The sequence below is a fragment of the Actinomadura rubrisoli genome (assembly GCF_004349215.1).
GTDB lineage: Bacteria > Actinomycetota > Actinomycetes > Streptosporangiales > Streptosporangiaceae > Spirillospora > Spirillospora rubrisoli.
The window spans coordinates 1-18,818 of record NZ_SMKU01000068.1; the positions used below are offsets into that span (position 1 = coordinate 1).

Consider the following 18,818-nt stretch of genomic DNA (forward strand, 5'->3'; position numbering starts at 1 on the left):
GGCCGGCGGGACGGGCCGCTCCGGCTGGGGGCTCTGCGACATCGAGGTCCGCTCCTCTCGTGGTCAGGTCGCGTTCGCGGCGATGAGGGTGCCGGCGGGAGGTGCCAGGGCCTGCACGGCGATGTAGCCCGCGTCCCGCAGCGTCCGCTGGATCTCGTCCGGCGGCAGGGCCGACCCGCCCGCCGCCACGGAGCGGAGCCGGGACACGGCGGCCCCCAGCGGCTCGCCTTCCGCCGTCAGGGTGTGGATCAGCAGCCATCCGCCTGGCCGGAGGTCCCGGCGCAGCCGCCGCAGCGCATCGGTGGTCAGCAGCGGCGCGGGCGCCGGCGCGCAAATCCACACCAGGTCGAACCGCGCCTCGCCGGCGGTCGGCGCGTCGTCCGCTCTGGAGCTGGTCAGTTCCGGCCCGGGATAGCGCCTGGTGAACTCCGCGGCCCAGCCGTCCTCGGCCCGGCCGATGTGCAGGACGTGCGGGGACGGGCCGTGCAGGCACTCGTCGAAGCCGTCCAGCTCACGGGCGAGAACAGGGACGATGGTGTCGAGCAGCGCGCCGTACGGGATCGATGGCCCGCCGGGGCCGACGATGGAGCGCGGGCGCGGTGTCGAGTCGTCCAGGGCGCGGGCGAGGAGGGTGCGTTCCGGTCCGCCGTGAAGGAACGGTGCGCAGCCGGCGTCCACCGTGAACCGGGCGCCGTCCGCGTGGACGAGTCCCAGGGCGACCAGTACCTCCAGCACGGCCGCCGTGACGTCCTCGGGCAGGCCGGCCACGCCGGCGAGTGCGGACACGTCCACCGGACGGTCCATGAGATCCAGCATCCCGGTCTCCAGCGCCGCGGCGACGGTGGCCGCCGCCCCGGACCGGTCCAGGAGGTCGGTGACCGTCGCGGTGATCCGTTCCATCCTCAGCCTCCGGTGTTCGGCCTGGCCGGCCGTGTGCTCGCCGATCTGCAGCAGGAGGGTCTCCTGGGGTCCGCTGCCGGCGACGAGGCCGAGCATGTCCCGGGCGACCCGTTCCCACGGGTGGGAGCGCAGGTAGCCCTCGCCGCCCATGAGGCTCAGCACCGTCTGGCTGAGCCAGATCCCCTGGTCGGTGACGAACTGCTTGGTCGCGGCGGCCAGCGGGTCGAAGTACGGGTCGAGGCCGTCGGCCGCGGCCAGCGTGCGGTGCAGCATGGCCCGCGAGCTCTCCACGGCGACCCGCATCCGGCCGATCGACAGCTGGACGTTCGGGAAGTCCAGCACCACGCGGCCACCGCGGTGCCGTGTGGTCAGCCTGCGGAGGCAGTCCTCGAACACGCCGCGCATGGTGCCGCAGGTGGCCGCCGCGCTGCCCACCCGGCGGCCGTTGAAGTGCAGGTTGAGTGCGCTGAGCCCGTCGGCGGGCCAGAGGAGGCGCGCGTCGTCCAGAAGCAGGTCGGTCACGGTGAGGCTGCCGATCGCGACCGAGTGCGCTCCGGCGGTCGCCACCGGCCGGACGAGCACGCCGGGGTCGGTGCGCTCGACGAGGAAGACCAGTGTGTCGCCGGAGTCGGGGTCGCGGGCCGACACCAGGAAGACGTCGGCGAGCAGCGCGCCCGCCACGATCGGCTTGTGGGCGGAGAGCCGCCAGCCGCCACCGGTTCGGCGGGCGGTGGATCGCTCGTCGAAGCGGTCGCGGTTCTCGAAGACGGCCACCGTGCCGAGCCGCCGCCCCGCGGCCAGCGGCCGCGCGTAGCGGTCTACGAGGTCCGGGCTTGCGGCATCGGCGATCATCCGGGCCACGCTGACGGTGATGTCGAGCAGGTCGGTGAATCCCTGGTCACGGGCCAGGAAGGCGACCTCCTCCAGGACCAGTCCCCAGTCGCGGGAGGACCGTCCGGTGCCGCCGATCCGGGTGGGCAGCGCGAATCCCAGCAGGCCGGCCTCCGCGGCGGCGCGGAACACCGGCAGGGGCAGTCCGGCGCAGCGCCACGCCCGGTCGTGGGCGCCCGCGTTCACGTGGTCGCGCACGAACCCGGCGAACTCGCGCCTGGCCTGTTCGGCGACCAGTGCGAACTCATCTGCTCGCATCGTCCGCTCCGGTCTCCTGCCCGGCGGTCAGCAACTCGGCGAGCCGGTCGGCGACCTCGCCGAGGGTGCACCGGCCGGACAGCTCGTGCATCAGCAGGGTGACGCCCAGATCCTCCTGGATCGTCACCGACAGCTCCGCGACCGTCAGCGAGTCCAAGCCGAACGACTCCAGCGGCTCGGCCAGATCGATCGCCTGCGGCGTGGTCGCCAGCCGCTTTGCGAACAACAGGCGCAGATACTGGGGCGCGGAGCCGGGGACGCCGTGCTCACCGGCCATGGCGCAGTTCGACGATCGACAGCAGCCGTCCTGACCCGGCGGTACGCAGCATCGTCTGGAGCAGCTCGTCGGTGCCGCAGGCGTCGGAGCCCTCCGGCGGCCGCAGGTCCGTCAGCGCCAACAGGCGGTCCCAGCACATGGCCAACCACTGTCCTTCCTTGAACTCGGGACTCAGCAGGTCTTGGTTGGCGAGCCACATCCGATGGCACGCCCCCGCCGCGTAGAGGACGCAGTACCGGTGCGCCAGCGCGAAGGCGCCGGGAGGGGGGCGCCCAGTCCAGCGGCAGTGCCGCAGCTCGCGCGTCACCGCGTCGCGCTCGGCACGCAGCCGCGCGGCCCGGGCGGTCGCTCCGGCGGGCAGGTCGGCGTCCTCCCAGGTGCCGAGCGGGTCGGCCGGTCCCGGCCGCCCGGGCCCGAGCCCGGTCCGCTCGGGTCGCCACGGCGCGGCCGAGCGCGCCAGGCGGAACAGCGAGGACGGGTCGGGACGGTCGGACGGGGTCCGCAGCCACGAGGCGAGCTGGGCGAGCTGCACCTGGGCGGTTCCTTCGAAGACCCCGATGACGGCCGCATCGCGGCTGAGCTTCTGGAGCATCCCGGTCGGCGGGCCGTCGCGCAGGTACGAGCGGGCGGCCAGCACCTGGCCGGAATCGCGGATCGCCCGTTCGCACAGCAGCGGCACCAGGTACTTGGTGATCGCCGAACGCAGCGAGCCGCGCCCTTCGTCCAGCGACAGCTCCCTGGCCGTGCTGATCGTGACGCATTCGCTGATCAGGATGTCCAGGTACGCGCCGGTGAGCAGCCCTTGGACCGGTGCCAGAGACAGGATCGGCCGCCCGTACAGCCGTCGTTCACCGGCCCTGGCGAGCGCGATGCGCAGCGCGCTGTCGGCCGCACCCAGCGCGACGCCCGCGGCGAGCGTACGGGTGAACCGCAGGGTCGCCATCAGCATCTCCAGGCCCCGGCCCTGCGGCCCGAGCGCGGCTGTGCCGGGGAGGCCGCAGCCGTGGAAGGCGATTCCGGATAGGTCGTGGCCGCGCAGCCCGAGTGTCGGCACCTTCGGCAGATGCCGGAACTCGCCGGGAACCAGGCTTTTCTTGTCCAGCAGGAACAGCGCGGGCGTGGGTCCGGACCGGGCCAGCACGGTCACGAACCGGGCCCGGGTGGCGTTTCCGATCATCCATTTGGCGCCGTCCAGCCGGAAGCCCGCCGCGGTGCGCTCGGCCCTGGTCGCGATGGCGGCCAGGTCGCTGCCCGCCGCTTCCTCGCTGACGGCGCAGGCTCCGAAACGCCCGGCCAGGACGTGCGCCGCGGTCTCCCCGCGCTGCGCGGCACCGCCCCACGCCCACACGGGGATCGAGGCGAGCAGCGTCGAGCCGTAGCCGACCGCCAGGACCGGGTCGCGCCGGGCCAGCGCGCGGAGCAGGCTCAGCAGCTCCTCGAAGCAGGCCAGCTCCCCGCCGTCCCGCCGGGGCACCAGCCGGGCCGGGAAACGCCAGGCGTCCAGGGCCGCGAAGGCCGAGCCGGGGGGACGGGACGATTCGTCGTCGTCCAGCACCTGCCCAAAGGAGACCTGCGCGCGCGCGTCGAACGGGTCGCCCAAGGCCGCTTCCAGCGCTTGCGTGCTCTGGTACGCCGCCGGGATCACCACCGTTCGACCACCCAGCCGTGCTCAAGGCCGCGTTCAGAGTCCCCGGACCGCAGCTCGTGTACGAAGGTCGGCCCGTCCGCGTCGCTCCACACCGACGACACGACCCGTCCCTCGTCGAAAAGGTAGAAGGGCCGCTCCAGCAGGACGTCCAGCGTCCGGACGGGACGGCTGAGCCCGTCAGGGACCCGCTCGGGCGGGCGGGCGCAGCCCCGGATCAGCTCCGCCCGGCCCGTCGCGGCCAGCGTCAGCGCGGTCGGCCAGAACCATTGGTCGGCCATCTCGCACATATGCCGGTGGATGCGGAACGCCGTACTGGCCCGCGCCCGCGGCGCGCCGAGCCGTCCCAGCTCCCGGCGCAGCCGCGGTACCGGGGAGGTGTGCGGTACGGGCAGCAGCTCGTCATGGCGGAACAGCTTCAGCAGGCGGGGGTCCAGCGCGGCCGGGTTCCCCGCGAGCGACGGCTCGCCTTCGATCCGCAGCGGTATCAGCACCAGCGAGGCGCGGACGGCGGGCCGGGTGTCGCGGCCATCGTCGATGGCGACCTCGCAGCGCACCTGGCCGCCGCCGCACAGGGCCATGACCTGGGTGCGGACCCCCAGTTCCTCGGTGTCGGCGAAGCCCAGCGCGCGCTCGTAGCGGATCCGGACAGACCACACGACCAGCCCGGTGCCGCACTCGGTGAGCAGCCGGCGATGGCTGATCAGGTGCCGGCGCAGCCAGCGGGTACCGGCATCGAACGTGATCCGGCCGACGGCGGCGGGTTGCAGCTGCAACGGGTCGAACAGCCCGGCGTCCGCGGGGACGCGGTGGCGGTCAGCGCGCGGCACGGCTCATCCTCCGGATACGGCGAGCAGGATGTCGATCTGGTCGTCGGAACCCACCTCAAGGTGCAGGAACCGGCCCGTCAGCAGCTCCCCGTTGAGCGCGAAGCGGTGGGTGCGGCGAAGCCGTCCGTTCCGGTCGTACAGCACCTCCGCCATGCCGGGGTACCGGCCGACCAGTTCGTCGATCGCGGACTGGACGGTGCCGTCCGCGACCCTGAGGCGCGGCTGGAAGTCGGTGAAGCGCAGCAGCGCCCCAGAGACCCGGAACGTCGTCATCGCCTGCTCCCGAACCGGGCCGTGGCACGGACATCGAGCCGGCGCGATCCGTACAGCGCGCTCAGCCGTGACCGCTGGAGCTTTCCGCTGGAAGTCTTGGGCAGCGTGCCGGGCGCGACGAACTCCACCGCGGACGGACCGGCGCCGTGCCGCTCCACGAGGCGTCGCCGGATCCAGCCGCAGGCTTCGCGCAGGCCGGACGGGGCCGGGCCAGAGCCGAGCCGCACCTCGGCGATGACCACATACCGGCCTGCGCCGTCGGGAACGGCGACGCAGTTGCCGGGCCGCACCGCGGTGCACTCACTCGCCGTCGCCTCCAGCTCACCGGGGTGCAGCTTGCGGCCGGCGACGACGATCACATCGTCGAGCCTGCCGATGACGTAGAGCTCGCCCTCCCGGACGGCGGCCAGATCGCTGGTGGTGAGCCAGCCGCCCTTCGGAGGGCACCCGGGCAGCCCGACATACTCCGACAGAAGGGACGGGCCGCCGACCGACAGCGGCCCCGGGTTGCCCTCGGTACGGATCCGCATCCCGGGCAGCGGGGGACCGCAGGAGACCAGTTCCATGCCGTCGGATCCGGCGGCGGGCGTCCATCGGCCGCGCCCGAGATCCTCGGCCGACACCTTCACCGACGTCCAGGACCGCCCCGGCGGAACGCAGGTCACGCCTACCGCCGCCTCGGCGAGCCCGTACGCCGGGCACAGCGCGAGTGGATCCAGTCCAGCGGCCTCGGTAGCCGCGGCGAAGCGGCGCAGGCTGTCGGCCCGGACCGGCTCGGCGGCGACGATGGCGATGCGCAGCGCGGACAGGTCGAGCATCCCGCCCCGTCCGGCCGCCAGAGTCCGGGCCGTCATGTCCAGTGCGAAGTTCGGCGCCCACGTCGTCGTCGCCGCCCGTTCGGAGCAGGCCCGCAGCCAGCTTTCCGGTCGCGCCAGGAACGCCGCCGGGGGCATCAGCACCAGCTCGCGCGCCCGGCACGGCAGCCCCATGCCGGCGAGGGTCGTCAGGCATGCGCCGATCAGCCCCATGTCGTGCGACAGCGGCAGCCATGAGCAGCAGACCATCTCCCGCGCCGGGTCGCCGAACCCGGCCAGGATCGCCTTGATGTTGGCGGCGATGGCGGACGAGGTGAGCCGCACCCCCTTCGGGGAGCCGCCGCTCCCCGAAGAGAACTGGATGAAGTCGCCCGCTTCGGTGGCGTCGCGGCGCGCGCCGAAACCGGCGCACAAGCTGAACGGCACCACCCGTTGGGCCAGCGGTTGGAACGAGCCCATCTCATGGTCCGGCACCGCGAGGACACCGGCGTGCACCAGTTCGCACCAGCGCCGCACGCCCTCGGTGTACTCGTCGGTGCGCATGCCGCGGGCCCGTTGCGGAAGCGAGGCGACGGCTATTCCGGCGCGCCAGGCGCCCAGCAGCGACACCAGGCAGTCCGGGGAGGCATCGAGCATCAGCGCGGCCGCCTCACCGGGCTCGACGCGCCCGCGGAAGAACGCGGCGGCCCGTTCGGAACGGCGCCACAGTTCGGTCATCGAGACGGGGGATCCGGCGTCGCCGCTGAACCACACGCGTCCGCTGCTGCGGGCCGCCGCGTCCAGTAGTTCCGGCAGGGTCTCCGGGGGAGCCGTCACTGCGCCGCTCATCCGTGCAGGCTCCGCAGCAGGTGGCGGCTCACGTCGCCCACATGGTCGATGCGGATGCGGCGATGCGCGAACCCCCAGCCACTCTCGCCGATCTGGTACCGGTCCTCGTATCCGCCGACCATGATGGCCTGGAGCGGGAGGTCGTCGGTCCGCTGGAACACGGTGAAGTACGACCGCCCGGCCGCGGCCGACGCGCCGTCGGCGTCGACCACGAGATTGGTCGTCACATGCTTGGTATGCGGCGTGCCGTCATCGGAGTAGATGCGGATGAACCGTTCGAAGACCTGTTGGACGGCGGTGCTCCCAGTCGCCGTGATCGGAGTGTCCGCGATGGTCAGCGTGCCCTGATGGAACAGCGCTCCCGCACGCGCGAAGTCTCCGGCGTCGATCAGTTCCGAATACCGGGCGCAAAGGCGTGCTATCTCGGGGTCACTCACGGCTGGCATCGCCGGCTCCCTTCCGCGGAATGTTCCGTGGCGCGGGGGCGGAACCGCATCCGCCGCGGCTCCGCCCTAAGGCTCATAGCGGGCCGAAGAACCAGTTCCCGGGTGCGTCCGGGTCGTCGCTGGACAGGAAGTCGATGAACCCCTGCCGGAACTCGTCGCGGCTGATGGCCCCGTCGCCGTCCAGGTCCATCCGGTCGAAGACGGCCCTGGCGTCGTCGCCGGAGACGGCCATGGTCACCTGGAGCATGCGCGAGTGTTCATCGCGGGAGAGCCGCCCGGTCCCGTCTGCGTCGGCCGCTTCGAAGTACGCGTCGGCGACGGCGGACGCCCGCGCGAGGTAGTCGTCCCGGCGGGACTGCATGCCCGCGACCGCAGCCTCGATCCACTGCTCGATGTTCATGCGGACGGTGCCATCGTGGTCGTGCGGGGCCTGGAGGTCCCAGACGCCCTTCGAGACCTCCACCATGCGCTGGTACTTGTCGGAGTCCGGCGGAATGCCGAGCGCCTTGGCGTACGCCTTCCCGTACTGCTCGAAGTCGCGGCGATCCACCAGACCGTCGTCGTCGACGTCCGCCGTCTTGAACCAGCGGTTGAACTTTTGGAACCTGAGATCGCTCGATGCCGTGGTCATTTTCGCTCCTGTCTGTTTCGACCTCCGGACATCCATAAAAACATCTATGTTGACTCTTTGCGGTCTCCTGGTAGCGGAGAGTTCTCTTACGAGCCTCGGAGGGCGCGCTTACCTGACGGGTACCTCCACGACATGGCGCCGTCCTGCGATGCGGTGTCGCCTTCAGCGGCTGAATCCTGCGGTGCTCTCACGGATCTTCAGGACGAAGGGCGTCCGGACGTCCTGCGGCTCGGCGGGCCTGCCGGTGGCGGGACTGCTCGACGGCGGCTCGGGAGGCGGCGACGTTGTCGATCATCACGTGGTCGGCGGGGCCTCGCCGGTGGGGAGGTATCGGGCAACGGTGGTGTGATCGATCAGACGGCACTGGTCCGAGAGGCGTCGACGGTGGTGTGTAGGGAAGCGGTGAGGTCGTTGAGGGTGGGGTGCTGCCACAGCAATGTGGCCGGGAGCCTGACGTGGAGGCGGTGTTCGAGCCGGACCCGGATGGACATGGTCATTCGGGAGTCCAGCCCCATCTCGATCAGAGGGCGTCGGCGGTCGAACTCGTCGGCGGGGATCTGCAATTCGCGGGAGATCTCCCCGGTGGCGACATCGGTGACGTAGGCGTGCTGCTCGTCGGGGGTGAGGGTCGTCCAGTCCGGTGCGTCGTCGGCGTCGGTGGGGGCGGCGTCGGTGTCCTCGGGTGGACTCAGTTCGCTCAGTAGCGGCAGCGGTGTGGCGGCGCGGGCGGTGATGGGCAGGACGACGGCGTGGCGCAGGCCGTGGTGCAGGGCGTGCTCCCAGCATTGGAACGCCGTGTCCGCGGAGACGTCGCCGGTTCCGGAGGTGGACATCTCCTGGGCGAAGATGCCGGTCGCGGCGGCGTACAGGCCCAGGTCGCGCCAGCCGGGCCAGGCCATGGCGAAGGTGTCGGCGCCCCGGTGCAGGGCGAAGGCGTCCAGGAAGGCGTTGGCGGCGGCGTAGGCGCCCTGGCCGCTGCTGTGGATGAGCTGGCCGATGGATGAGTACAGCACGAGGAAGTCCAGGCTGCCGGGCGGGAACAGGTCGTGCAGCACGAGGGTGCCGTCGATCTTGGGGGCGAGGACGGCGTGCAGCGCATCAGGATCGAGTTGGGCGATGAGCCGGCTGACGCTGATGCCGGCGGTGTGGACGATCCCGCGGATCGGCGGCAGGTGGGCGGCCAGAGCGCCCAAGGCGGCCGCGGTGGCCTCGCGGTCGGCGACATCGGCCGTGGCCAGGTGGACGCCGGCGCCGCGGGCTTCCAGGGCGCGGACCGCGTCGATGCGGCCGCGGACGGCCGGCGGCTGTTCGTCGTCCCAGGCCGAGCGGGGCGGCAGCGGAGTGCGGTTGAGCAGGACGAGGCGCCGCGCTCCGCGGGTCAGCAGCCAGTGCGCGGTTTCGATGCCCAGGGCGCCCAGGCCGCCGGTGATCAGGTAGGTGCCCTCGGGCCGGCATGTCACGGCGCGGGTGGCGTTGGGGGCGAGGGCGGGGGGCGCGAGGCGGGCGATGTGGACGGTGGTGCCGTCGATGCGGTACGTGTCCTCGCCGCCGGTATCGGCCAGGACGGCGGCCAGGGTGGCGCCGTCGGGGTCGGTGGTTTCCAGGTCGATGTGGCCGGCCCACAGTTCGGGGTGCTCACCGGCCGCGGTGCGGCCGGCGCCGCGCAGCGCCGAATGAGCCAGGGCGCTGGGGGTGTCGGCGGTCGCGGTCCGATGGGTCAGGGCCCACAGGCGGGGGGACGGTCCCGCCGTCGTGCGGCTGAGGTGCTGGATCGTCCGGAACAGCAGCAAGGCGGCATCCTCGGCCGCGCCGGCGATGCGGTGGCGACCCCCGTCGTGGTCTGGGGCGGGCTGCGGGGCCGGGACCACCAGGACGGCGGTGGACGGGTCGGCCAGGCCGGGGCAGTCCGGCAGGCCCTCGGGAGTGGTGGTGGCCATGGGAATGCCCGCTTGGGCGAGCGCCCGATCCAGCCAAGCCGGAGGCGGCGTGCCGGGCGTGACCACGATCGCCTGCCGGGGTGGGGGCGCCGGGCTGGACGGCGTCCAGGGGCGCCAGTGGATCTGGTGGGTGATCTGGCGAGGTTCCGCCGGGCTTTCACCGGTACCGGTGCCCAAGGTGCTGAATGTCAGGTGGTGCACGGCGGCGACCAGGCGCGTGCCGGAGGCGTCGGTGATGGTGATGTCGATGCTGCCGTCCCCGGGGTCGCGCCGGACGTGGACGGCGGCGTCCTCGATGGGTTCGCCTTCGACGCTGACCCGGCCCACCGCGCTGGGCATGCGGGGTTCGGGGTCGTCCAGCAGGAGGACCGAACTGATGGTCATGGCGGCGTCCAGCAACGGAGCCCAGGTGGCGGCCGCGGCGTTGGCCGGCTGGGGGGCGTGGACGCGCGCGTGCAGCGTGTCTGGGCCGCGGCGCAGCTCGTTCACCTGCCAGTCGAACGCGAAACCCTCCACGCCCAGCGGGCTCAGCAGCTCCAGCAAGCGGTCGTGTTCCAGGACGGTGCCGCACTCCGCTGCCGGATCGGGTGGGTCGGGTGCGGGCTGGTCCGCCGCTGTCAGCTGGGCGGTGGTGTGGGTGAGCCAACCGGCGTCGGCGCCTTCGGTCTGGGAGAACAGGGTCACCTCGCCGTCGCGCAGGACCACCTGGATACGGCGGGCGGGCGAGATGGGCACGGGTGTGCGCAGGGCGATGTCGTGCAGGCCGTTGTGGTGGCCGCATTGCCGGGCCGCGTCCAGGAACGTGTTGACCACGACGGCGGCCGGGACGATGTCGACACCGTGCACCTTGTGTTCGTAGGTGAAGGGGCGGTGGGCGGCGTCCAGCCGGGTTTCCCACAGGCACTGTCCGCCGGCTCCTGCGATCTGTGTAGGCGTGCCCAGCAGGCTGCTGGAGCTGGGGTCGTGGCCGCCCGGCGGGACGAGCGGCTCGGCCCAGAACGGGGTGTGCTGCCAGCTGGTTCCGGGCAGGTCCAGCAGTTCACCGCTCCAGCGGGCCGTGCCGGTGTCGATGCGCATCCCCCCGCAGTGCAGGGCGGCCAGGTTGGCGAGGATCTCGGCGGTGCCGGCATCGCGGCGCAGGCTGTGCGCGATGGTGAAGTCGTCGATGTCGTGCTGCGCGGCGATCGTCTCGGTGATCGAGTGCGTGACGACGGGGTGCGCGGAGATCTCCAGGAACAGCCGGTGCCCGTCGGCGGCGGCCTCGGTGATCGCCTGGTGGAAGCGCACGGGGTTTCGCAGGTTCGCCTGCCAGTACGCCTCGTCACGGGCGACCTGGGCCCGGGGGTCATCCAGGGCCGTGGTGTACAGCGGGGCGGTGGGCTCGTGGACCGTCAGGTCGGCACTCGCCTTGGCGATGCCGGCCAGCAGCGGATCCATGTGGGCGCTGTGCGAGGCGACGGTGGTGCTGACCGGCCGGACGAACACCTCCCGCTCCTCCCACCGGCGGCACCATGCCTGGACCGTGTCGGTGTCGCCGGAGATGACGCAGGAGGCCGGTGAGGCGTGCACCGCCACCGTGACCGGCTCGCCGGCGAGCTGCCCGGAGACCTCGTCGGCGCTCAGGCCGACCAGAGCCATGGTTCCGGCGCCTTGGGCGGCGCGCATCAACAGGGACCGCCGGCAGGCCAGGCGGGCGCCGTCGGCCAGGGAGAGCACGCCGGCGGTGACGGCCGCCGCGATCTCCCCCAGGGAGTGTCCGATCACCGCGGCCGGCCGCGTACCGTACGACCGCCACACCGCGGCCAGCCCGGCCTGCGTCAGGAACGTCAGCGCCTGGATGTGGGCGACGTCCTCCAATGGATCATTGATGGCCGCCCGGCGGGCGTCGATGCCCAGTTCCCCGGCGAAGATGGGCTCGACCTCGGACAGGACCTGCTCGAACGCCTCCTCGGCCAGCAGGTCGCGTCCCATTCCGGTCCAGTGCGAGCCCTGCCCCGAGAACACCCACACCGCATCGGCCGGCTTCTCCGTGACCACCCGGGCCGCGGCGACACCCTGGCCGGCCTGGCCGTCGCCGAGCGTTCGCAGTCGCTCGACGAGTTCTTCGTGGCCCGCGGCGACGACCGCGCCGCGCCATACCAGCGACGACCGGCGTGCCATCAGGGTGTGCGCCACCGAGGTCAGGTCGGGCCTGGTGGCGGCGGCGTCCAGATGCGCGGCCAGGTCGGCGGCGCCGGCGCGCATGCCCTGCTCGGACATCCCCGAACACACGAACATCCGCGCCGGCTCAGCCGAACACGCGGCCCGGGACTCGGTGCCGTCCTGGACGACCGCGAGGCCACCGACGGCGCTCTTACGGTGGCGCGGCTGGGGGGCGGGTGCCTGCTCAAGTACGACGTGGCCGATGGTGCCGCCCGCGCCGAAGCTGGACACCCCGGCGCGGCGTGGGCGGGCACGCTCCGGCCAGGGTGTGGTGTCGGCCACCACCTGAAGGCCGGAGGTGGACCAGTCCAGAGCCGGGTTGAGCGAGTCTGACGCTCCGACGGTGGGCGGAATGACGCCGGCGCGCAGGCAGAGCACCGTCTTGATCAGTCCGGCCACGCCGGAGGCGGCCTCCAGATGGCCGATGTTCCCTTTCACCGAGCCGATCAGGCACGGATCGCCGTTCGGCCGCGCACCGCCGATGACCTCCGCCAGCGCGGTCGCCTCGACCGAGTCGCCCACCGGTGTGCCGGTGCCGTGTGTCTCCACATAGTCCAGGTCCCTCACATCGACCCCGGCCCGGGCGTACGCGGTGCGCAGCATGTGGGCCTGGGCGGAGGCAGAGGGAGCCATCATGCCGAGCGTCCAGCCGTCCTGGTTGACGGAACTGCCCAGGATGACGGCGAGGACCCGGTCACCGTCAGCCTGGGCGTCCGCCAGGCGCTTGAGAACGAGCACGCCCACGCCCTCACCGCGCCCGTAGCCGTCGCCATCGGCGGCGAACGGCTTGCTCATGCCGTCCGGCGAGAGTGTCCCGGCATCGTCGAAGCCGAGCATCGGCGCCGGACCGATCATCAGGTGCGTCCCGCCGGCCAGCGCCAACGGGATCCGGCCGCTCTGCAGGTGCTGCACTGCCAGGTGCACCGCCGAAAGACTCGACGTGCAGGCAGCGTCCACGGTCATGCTCGGCCCGTGCAGGTCGTACAGGTGGGAGATCCGGTTGGGCACGCAGTAATAGAACGCTCCGGACATCCGCAGCCCGTCGGCTTCGGGAAGGTTCACCAGCAGTTGGCGGCCGTAGTCGCTGTCGGCCATGCCGATGAACACACCGGTGTCGGTGCCGGCGATGCTGCGCGCGGGAATCCCGGCGTGCTCCAGTGCCCTCCACGTGGCCTCCAGCGCCAACCGTTGTTGGGGATCCATGACCCGGGCCTCGCGGGGGGAGATTCCGAAGAACTGTGCGTCGAAGCCCTGGATGTCATCCAGGAACGAGCCGGACCGCACGGTGCGGCGCAGCACCCCGTCGACCTCCGGACTGGCGGCGCGGAACGGCTCCCAGCGCTCGGACGGCACCGGACCGACAGTCCGGCGGCCGTCCATCATCAGTTGCCAGAGCGCATCGACCGTCTCGATGTCCGGCGGCAGGCGGAATCCCATCCCCAACACGGCGACGGGGCATCCTGGAAGGTCCATGCTCGACATTTCATCGCCTTTCTTTGGGTGGGTCGTGCACGATGCCGTGACGGCGAGCTCGCTACCGGGCCAGGCGAGGAGCAGGTCAGCACCGATGGCGCGGAAGCCCGTGACGGGCCATCTGAGGAACCGGCGGGTGCGTGTCGCGAGTCGTCCACGTCGGCCGCGCCACTCTTCCCTTGTCTTCCTGCGCTGTTTACGCCTCTGTCTTGCCCCTATTAACCGGTGCCGTTGCGTATATGCGGGTGATGGACCGGAAAAATGTCGCTTTTCAGAGATGTGTCGCGCTTTGTCGCCACGCGTCGGGTGGTGTTTCAGGCGTCACGGGCGCGGGTCGTCCTCCGCGAGTAGGGGGGCGACGGCCCTTCGCATGGTTTCGCTCGGGTCGGGCAGGCCCGTCCAGCGGCACCATGCCGCGGCCGCCTGTGCCACCAGCATTCCGTCGCCGTTGGAAGCCCGCATTCCGCGGGCGCGCGCCCGGCGCACCAGTTCGGTCTCGGCGGGGATGTACACGACGTCGAAAACGGCGGCCGACGGCCCGAGGAGGTCGATGTCGACGACCGGTCCCGGGGACAGCATGCCCACGGAGGTGGCGTTGACGAACAGGTCGGCCTCCGCCAGCCGGTCGCGGGCCACCGGGTCGCCGAAGGCGAGGGCCTCGATGGAGGCGGCGTCGCCGAGGTCGTCCGCGAGCCGGCGCGGCAGGGCGGCGTCGAGGTCCAGGACGCTCAGGCGGCCCGCCCCGGCGGTGGCCAGGCCGTAGACGGCGGCGTGGCCGACGCCGCCGGATCCGGCGACGACCACGGACAGTCCCTTGACGTCCCCGCCGAGGCACTTCCGGACACCGGCCATGAACCCCAGGACGTCGGTGTTGAAGCCGATCAGCCGGCCGCCGGGACCGGCGGCGACGCTGTTGACCGCGCCGATGCGCCGGGCGTCGGGCTCGATCTCGTCGAGCAGGTCCATCACGAGCAGCTTGTACGGCGCGGTGATCTGGAATCCCATCCACCGGTCGCGGCGCGCCTCGGCGACCTGCTCGGCGAGGCCGGCCTCGTCGACCTCGCGCAGCTCGTACCGGGCGTCGACGCCCGCCGCCTCGAACGCCGCGTTGTGCATGGCCGCGGAGTGCCGCCGCCGCAGCGGCCGGCCGAAGAGCGCGACTGTGCGCATGTTTCCTCCTGTGCTGGTCGGGGTCACCGGCCGCTGAACCGGGGCGGCCGCTTGTCGAGGAACGCCTTCGCGCCCTCCAGTACGTCGTCGGTGGCGAACACGGCCTCCGATCCGTCGAGCTCGTGGGCGAGGCCGTCCTCCAGGGAGGTCTCCGTGGAAAGGGCGAGCAGCCTCTTCGCGACGCGCATCGCGACGGGCCCGCGCGCGGCGAGCGTCTCGGCCATCCGGCGCGCGGCGTCCACCGCGTCCCCGTCGTCGACGACGCGGGTGACCAGCCCGATGGCGAGCGCCTCGGCGGCGTCGACGGGCTCGCCGAGCAGGATCATCTCCTTGGCGCGCGCCTGCCCGATCACCCGCGGCAGCCGCTGCGTGCCGCCGCTGCCCGGTGTCACTCCGAGCTTCAGCTCTGGCATCCCGAGTTTGGACCGGCGGGTCGCGATCCGGAAGTCGCAGCACAGCGCCAGTTCGAGGCCGCCGCCGAGGGCGTGGCCCTCGATGGCGGCGATGGTCGGCACCTCAAGCGCGGCGAGCTGCCGGTAGACCAGCCTCTCCAGGAGCAGCTTGTCCTCGGCGACACGCCCGTGCAGGGTCCGGAACTCGGCGATGTCGGACCCGGCGCAGAATGCCCTGCCGCCGGCGCCGTGCACGATGACCGCCCGGACCCGCGTGTCGTGCGCCACCGCGCGGAGCGCTGTGCGCAGCTGCCGCGTCAGCTCGCGCGACACCACGTTCATCGGCGGGTTGTCCAGGACGATCTCGGTGCACTCCCCGCCGACCAGATGCACGAGCGCGGTCATGACGCCGCTCCGCGCATGGTGAGGTCGCGCGCCAGCCCCATCGGCCCGGCGGTGAACAGCCGCGGGTCCATCATGGCCGGCGTGCCCGCGACGGCGGGTTCGATGTCCATGTGGGCCAGCACGTCCTTTTCCACATCGATTCCGGGCGCCACCTCGATCAGTTCGAGCCCGCGGGACGTCAGCTCGAACACCGCGCGCTCGGTGATGTATCTGACCGACTGGCCCTTCTCCGCCGCCAGCCGCCCGTTGAAGCTGATCTCGGTCACGGTGTCGACGAACTTGCGGTGCCGGCCTTCGCGCAGGATGGTGAGCGCGCCGTCCTCGACGGCCACCCGGAGCCCGCCGGCGGTGAAGGTGCCGACAAAGCACAACCGCTTCGTCCGCGCGCTGATGTTGATGAACCCGCCGGGTCCGCGGGGGCGTTCGTCGAAGGCGTGCACATTGACGTTTCCGGACCGGTCGACCTGCGCGAACGACAGGCTGGCGATGTCGAGCCCCCCGCCGTCGTAGAAGTCGAACATGGAGGGCTGCTCAAGCCGCGCCTGGTAGTCCCGCCCGGCGCCGCCGTCGCCGCCGGACGCCGGGACTCCGCCGAAGATCCCCTGCTCGACGGTGAGCGTCAGCGCGTCCTCGACGCCCTCCTCGGCGGCGATCACGCCGATCTGCTGCGAGATGCCGAAGCCGAGGTTGCAGATGTCGCCGGGGCGGAACTCCATGAAGGACCGCCGTGCGATGACTTTGCGGACGTCCGGCGGCGAGGCGTCCTGCGGCGAGACGGCGGCGGACGGCGCGCGCAGTTCTCCGGAGTAGTAAGGCGAGTACGCGGTCGCGTAGGTCTGGCGCTGCCCGGCGTCCACATAGACGAGGTCGACGAGGGCGCCCGGGACGCGGACGTCCGCCGGACGCAGGGAGCGCCGCGCCGCGAGCCGCTCGACCTGGACGACGACCCTGCCGCCGCTGTTGTGCGCGGCCATCGCCAGCGCGAGCGAGTCGCCGAGGATCGGCTCGCGCTCGAAGGTGAGGTTGCCGTCCTCGTCCGCCGTGGTGGCCCGCAGGACCGCGACGTCGATGGGCAGCGCACGGTAGAACAGCCACGTCCGGCCGGCCAGTTCGACCAGCTCGACGAGGTCCTCGGTGGTCCGGGCGTTCTGCTTGCCGCCGGTCTGCCGCGGGTCGACGTACGTGCCGAGGCCGACGTGCGTGATGTGGCCGGGCCGCCCGGCCGCCATGTCGCGGCACAGCGCCGAGAGCACGCCCTGCGGTAGCGAGTAGGACTCCAGCGCGCCGTCCGCCACGAGGGCGCCGAGCCGGGGCTCGTTTCCGATGTTGCTGCCGATGGTCCGGCGCGCGAGGCCCGGCAGAGCCAGTTGCGAGAACCCGGCGTCGGCGAAGTCTCCGAGGCCGACGACTCGGACGGTGGTCAGATCGCGCGGACGGCCGGTCTCGCCGAACCGCGCCGCCAGCGCGTCGATGAACGCCTGCGGCACACCGTGCCCGGCGCCCGAGCCCCCGACCCAGACGGCGTCGCCGTCGTGGACGAGCGCGAGCGCGTCCTGGACGGTCCCGATGATCGGGCTCATGGCATCAGCCCCCCGCTGTTGGGGTTGAGGGTCTGGCCGAGAAGCAGCGCGGAGGCGTCCGACAGGAGGAACACCACGCAGTCGGCGACCTCCGCGGGCTCGCCGAACCGGCCCAGCGGAAGCTCGGCCATCCGCCTGCGGCCGACCTCGCCCGCCATGACGGCGCGGCCCATGTCGGTGTTGGTGACGCCGGGCGCCACGCTGTTGGCGCGCACCCCCCGCTGCCCGAACTCGCGGGAGATCGACTTGGCGAGCGCGATGAGCCCGGCCTTGGCGCTCGCGTAGTGCGCGACACCCGGCCAGCCGATCTGGCCCAGGCGGGACGCGATGTTCACGATGCTGCCCGACCCGCGCTCCAGCATTCCCGGCAGCACCGCCTGGCTGGCGTGGAAGGCCGCGGTCAGGTCGGTGGCGATGACGCGGTCCCACTCCTGCGCGGTCGTCTCCAGGAACGGTGATTCGGGCATGATGCCCGCGTTGTTGACCAGCCCGTCGACTCTGCCGAACCGCCGCTCGGCCGCCGCGACGAACTTGAACACCTGGTCGCGTTCCGTCACGTCGCAGCGGTGCACGTCCGCCTCGACACCGAGGGCGCGGGCCTCCTCGGCGGCGCTCTTGGCCCCGGCCTCGCTCTCCCGGTGGGCGATCGCGACATCGGCGCCGGCCGCCGCCGCGGCCAGCACGACCGCCCGTCCCACCCCTCTGCCGCCCCCGGTGACCGCTACCACCCGGCCGTGCAGCGGACCCGACTCGTTTCGATCCGGCATGTCCCACTCCTGTAAGCGCTTTCAATTTTGAGTTACCATCCCACAGCGTGATGACCACTTCAAGACCCCTCCCGGCCGGACGCGTCGTCGACGTCCACGCGCACGCCGTCCCGGCGGCCCTGCTCGCCGTGATGGAGCGCGGCGGGCGCGGCTCGCGACTGCCCGTCCTCACCGGCGACCGGCGCATCCGGTTCGGCTCGCGGCTGACGCCGCCCGTGCCCGGGGCCCTCACCGACGTGCGCGCGCGCATCGCGGAGATGGACCGCACCGGCGTCGACCTCCAGGTCGTCTCTCCGTGGATGGAGCTGAGCCCGGACGAGCTCGCCCCGGACGCGGCCGCGGAGTTCCTGGACGCGCTGGACGAGGCCATGGCGGCGGTGGTGGCCGTGCGGCCCGACCGTCTGGCCGCCCTGAGCCTGCTCGATCGGCAGGATCCCGGGGCGGCGGCGCTCCGGCTCAGGCGCGCGGCGGCGCGTCCGGGCTTCGCCGGCGGCGAGCTCGCGGCGGGCGGAACCGGGCCGCGGCTGGATGACCGGCGCTGGGACCCGCTCTGGCGGGCCGCGGCCGACACGGGCGCGCCGATCCTGCTCCATCCCTGGCGGGCGGTGTCCCCGGCGGGCCTTGGCGGCGACCGGCTCGGCGACATCGTGGACAACCCGGCGCAGTCCACGGCGGTCGTCGCCGCCATGATCCTCGCGGGCGTCCTCGACCGCTTTCCCGCCCTGCGTCTATGCGTGGTCCATGGCGGCGGCTTCCTCCCCTACCAGGCCGGCAGGCTCGACGCGATAGCCCGTCTCCGGGCCGACTGGACCGATGACCGCGTGCCGCCGAGCACGGCCCTGCGGCGGCTCTACTACGACTCCCTCACCCATTCGGGGGCGTCGCTGTCGTGGCTGGTCGACTTCGCCGGAAGCGATCACGTGGTCCTCGGCAGCGACTATCCCTTCCCCACCGGCGACCCCGAGGCCGTCGCGGCGGTGGCGGCGGCTCCGGGCCTGACCCCCGTCCAGCGCGGCGATGTGCTCGGCGGCACCGCCGCCGGCCTCCTCGGCCGCCGATCCTTGACAGCGCCGATCTCCGTGAAATAGAAAGCGCTTA

At 72.5% G+C, this 18,818-nt stretch carries 14 protein-coding genes; 1 reads left to right on the forward strand and 13 read right to left on the reverse strand.

The genetic code is table 11. The annotated features are described in order from the left end of the window. Positions 1-63 precede the first annotated feature (63 nt). From E1298_RS15625 to E1298_RS15685, 13 genes are all read right to left on the reverse strand, one after another. Entirely contained in the window at positions 64-2,049 is a 1,986-nt protein-coding gene (locus tag E1298_RS15625; RefSeq protein ID WP_131893779.1) for an acyl-CoA dehydrogenase family protein, read from the reverse strand. Further along, positions 2,036-2,326, reverse strand: coding sequence for an acyl carrier protein (locus E1298_RS15630; protein WP_131893781.1), 291 nt, complete (start codon positions 2,324-2,326; stop codon positions 2,036-2,038). The genes E1298_RS15625 and E1298_RS15630 overlap by 14 nt, the downstream gene beginning before the upstream one ends. After that, positions 2,316-3,974, reverse strand: coding sequence for an acyl-CoA dehydrogenase family protein (locus E1298_RS15635; protein WP_131893783.1), 1,659 nt, complete (start codon positions 3,972-3,974; stop codon positions 2,316-2,318). Before E1298_RS15635 ends, E1298_RS15630 begins: the two co-directional genes overlap by 11 nt. Next, positions 3,968-4,801: a hypothetical protein gene (locus E1298_RS15640; RefSeq protein ID WP_131893785.1), complete on the reverse strand. Its 834-nt coding sequence runs from the start codon at positions 4,799-4,801 to the stop codon at positions 3,968-3,970. The genes E1298_RS15635 and E1298_RS15640 overlap by 7 nt, the downstream gene beginning before the upstream one ends. A gap of 3 nt (positions 4,802-4,804) precedes the next feature. Beyond that, a complete protein-coding gene (locus E1298_RS15645; protein ID WP_131893787.1) occupies positions 4,805-5,074 on the reverse strand; it encodes a MoaD/ThiS family protein in 270 nt (89 codons plus the stop codon). Further along, positions 5,071-6,717, reverse strand: a complete 1,647-nt coding sequence (locus E1298_RS15650) for an AMP-binding protein (RefSeq protein WP_131893789.1) — start codon at positions 6,715-6,717, stop codon at positions 5,071-5,073. The genes E1298_RS15645 and E1298_RS15650 overlap by 4 nt, the downstream gene beginning before the upstream one ends. Further along, positions 6,714-7,163, reverse strand: coding sequence for a nuclear transport factor 2 family protein (locus E1298_RS15655; RefSeq protein WP_131893791.1), 450 nt, complete (start codon positions 7,161-7,163; stop codon positions 6,714-6,716). Before E1298_RS15655 ends, E1298_RS15650 begins: the two co-directional genes overlap by 4 nt. Positions 7,164-7,236: 73 nt before the next feature. Beyond that, a complete protein-coding gene (locus E1298_RS15660) occupies positions 7,237-7,794 on the reverse strand; it encodes an EF-hand domain-containing protein (RefSeq protein WP_165975477.1) in 558 nt (185 codons plus the stop codon). Between the two features lie 353 nt (positions 7,795-8,147). Beyond that, positions 8,148-13,406: a type I polyketide synthase gene (locus tag E1298_RS15665; protein WP_165975478.1), complete on the reverse strand. Its 5,259-nt coding sequence runs from the start codon at positions 13,404-13,406 to the stop codon at positions 8,148-8,150. A 321-nt stretch (positions 13,407-13,727) separates the two neighbouring features. Next, a complete protein-coding gene (locus tag E1298_RS15670) occupies positions 13,728-14,576 on the reverse strand; it encodes a shikimate dehydrogenase family protein (protein ID WP_131893797.1) in 849 nt (282 codons plus the stop codon). Between the two features lie 23 nt (positions 14,577-14,599). Continuing rightward, positions 14,600-15,373, reverse strand: a complete 774-nt coding sequence (locus E1298_RS15675) for an enoyl-CoA hydratase/isomerase family protein (protein ID WP_131893799.1) — start codon at positions 15,371-15,373, stop codon at positions 14,600-14,602. Next, positions 15,370-16,953 carry an acyl CoA:acetate/3-ketoacid CoA transferase gene (locus tag E1298_RS15680; protein WP_131893801.1) on the reverse strand — a complete coding sequence of 528 codons (1,584 nt, stop codon included), beginning with the start codon at positions 16,951-16,953 and terminating at the stop codon, positions 15,370-15,372. Before E1298_RS15680 ends, E1298_RS15675 begins: the two co-directional genes overlap by 4 nt. After that, positions 16,950-17,720 carry an SDR family NAD(P)-dependent oxidoreductase gene (locus E1298_RS15685; protein WP_131893803.1) on the reverse strand — a complete coding sequence of 257 codons (771 nt, stop codon included), beginning with the start codon at positions 17,718-17,720 and terminating at the stop codon, positions 16,950-16,952. The genes E1298_RS15680 and E1298_RS15685 overlap by 4 nt, the downstream gene beginning before the upstream one ends. A 50-nt stretch (positions 17,721-17,770) precedes the next feature. Here E1298_RS15685 and E1298_RS15690 point away from each other — a divergent pair, with 50 nt between their 5' ends. Further along, the gene (locus E1298_RS15690; protein ID WP_131893805.1) at positions 17,771-18,808 is read left to right on the forward strand and encodes an amidohydrolase family protein; all 1,038 of its coding nucleotides are present in this window, start codon (positions 17,771-17,773) and stop codon (positions 18,806-18,808) included. Positions 18,809-18,818: the final 10 nt, after the last annotated feature.

Bases quoted from the DNA above. Each gene is read 5' to 3' on its own strand.
- E1298_RS15665 (WP_165975478.1), bottom strand. From the start codon at position 13,406: ATGGACCTTCCAGGATGCCCCGTCGCCGTGTTGGGGATGGGATTCCGC.
- E1298_RS15660 (WP_165975477.1), bottom strand. From the start codon at position 7,794: ATGACCACGGCATCGAGCGATCTCAGGTTCCAAAAGTTCAACCGCTGG.
- E1298_RS15645 (WP_131893787.1), bottom strand. From the start codon at position 5,074: ATGACGACGTTCCGGGTCTCTGGGGCGCTGCTGCGCTTCACCGACTTC.
- E1298_RS15655 (WP_131893791.1), bottom strand. From the start codon at position 7,163: ATGCCAGCCGTGAGTGACCCCGAGATAGCACGCCTTTGCGCCCGGTAT.
- E1298_RS15630 (WP_131893781.1), bottom strand. From the start codon at position 2,326: ATGGCCGGTGAGCACGGCGTCCCCGGCTCCGCGCCCCAGTATCTGCGC.
- E1298_RS15675 (WP_131893799.1), bottom strand. From the start codon at position 15,373: ATGACCGCGCTCGTGCATCTGGTCGGCGGGGAGTGCACCGAGATCGTC.
- E1298_RS15685 (WP_131893803.1), bottom strand. From the start codon at position 17,720: ATGCCGGATCGAAACGAGTCGGGTCCGCTGCACGGCCGGGTGGTAGCG.
- E1298_RS15670 (WP_131893797.1), bottom strand. From the start codon at position 14,576: ATGCGCACAGTCGCGCTCTTCGGCCGGCCGCTGCGGCGGCGGCACTCC.
- E1298_RS15690 (WP_131893805.1), top strand. From the start codon at position 17,771: ATGACCACTTCAAGACCCCTCCCGGCCGGACGCGTCGTCGACGTCCAC.
- E1298_RS15625 (WP_131893779.1), bottom strand. From the start codon at position 2,049: ATGCGAGCAGATGAGTTCGCACTGGTCGCCGAACAGGCCAGGCGCGAG.
- E1298_RS15680 (WP_131893801.1), bottom strand. From the start codon at position 16,953: ATGAGCCCGATCATCGGGACCGTCCAGGACGCGCTCGCGCTCGTCCAC.
- E1298_RS15650 (WP_131893789.1), bottom strand. From the start codon at position 6,717: ATGAGCGGCGCAGTGACGGCTCCCCCGGAGACCCTGCCGGAACTACTG.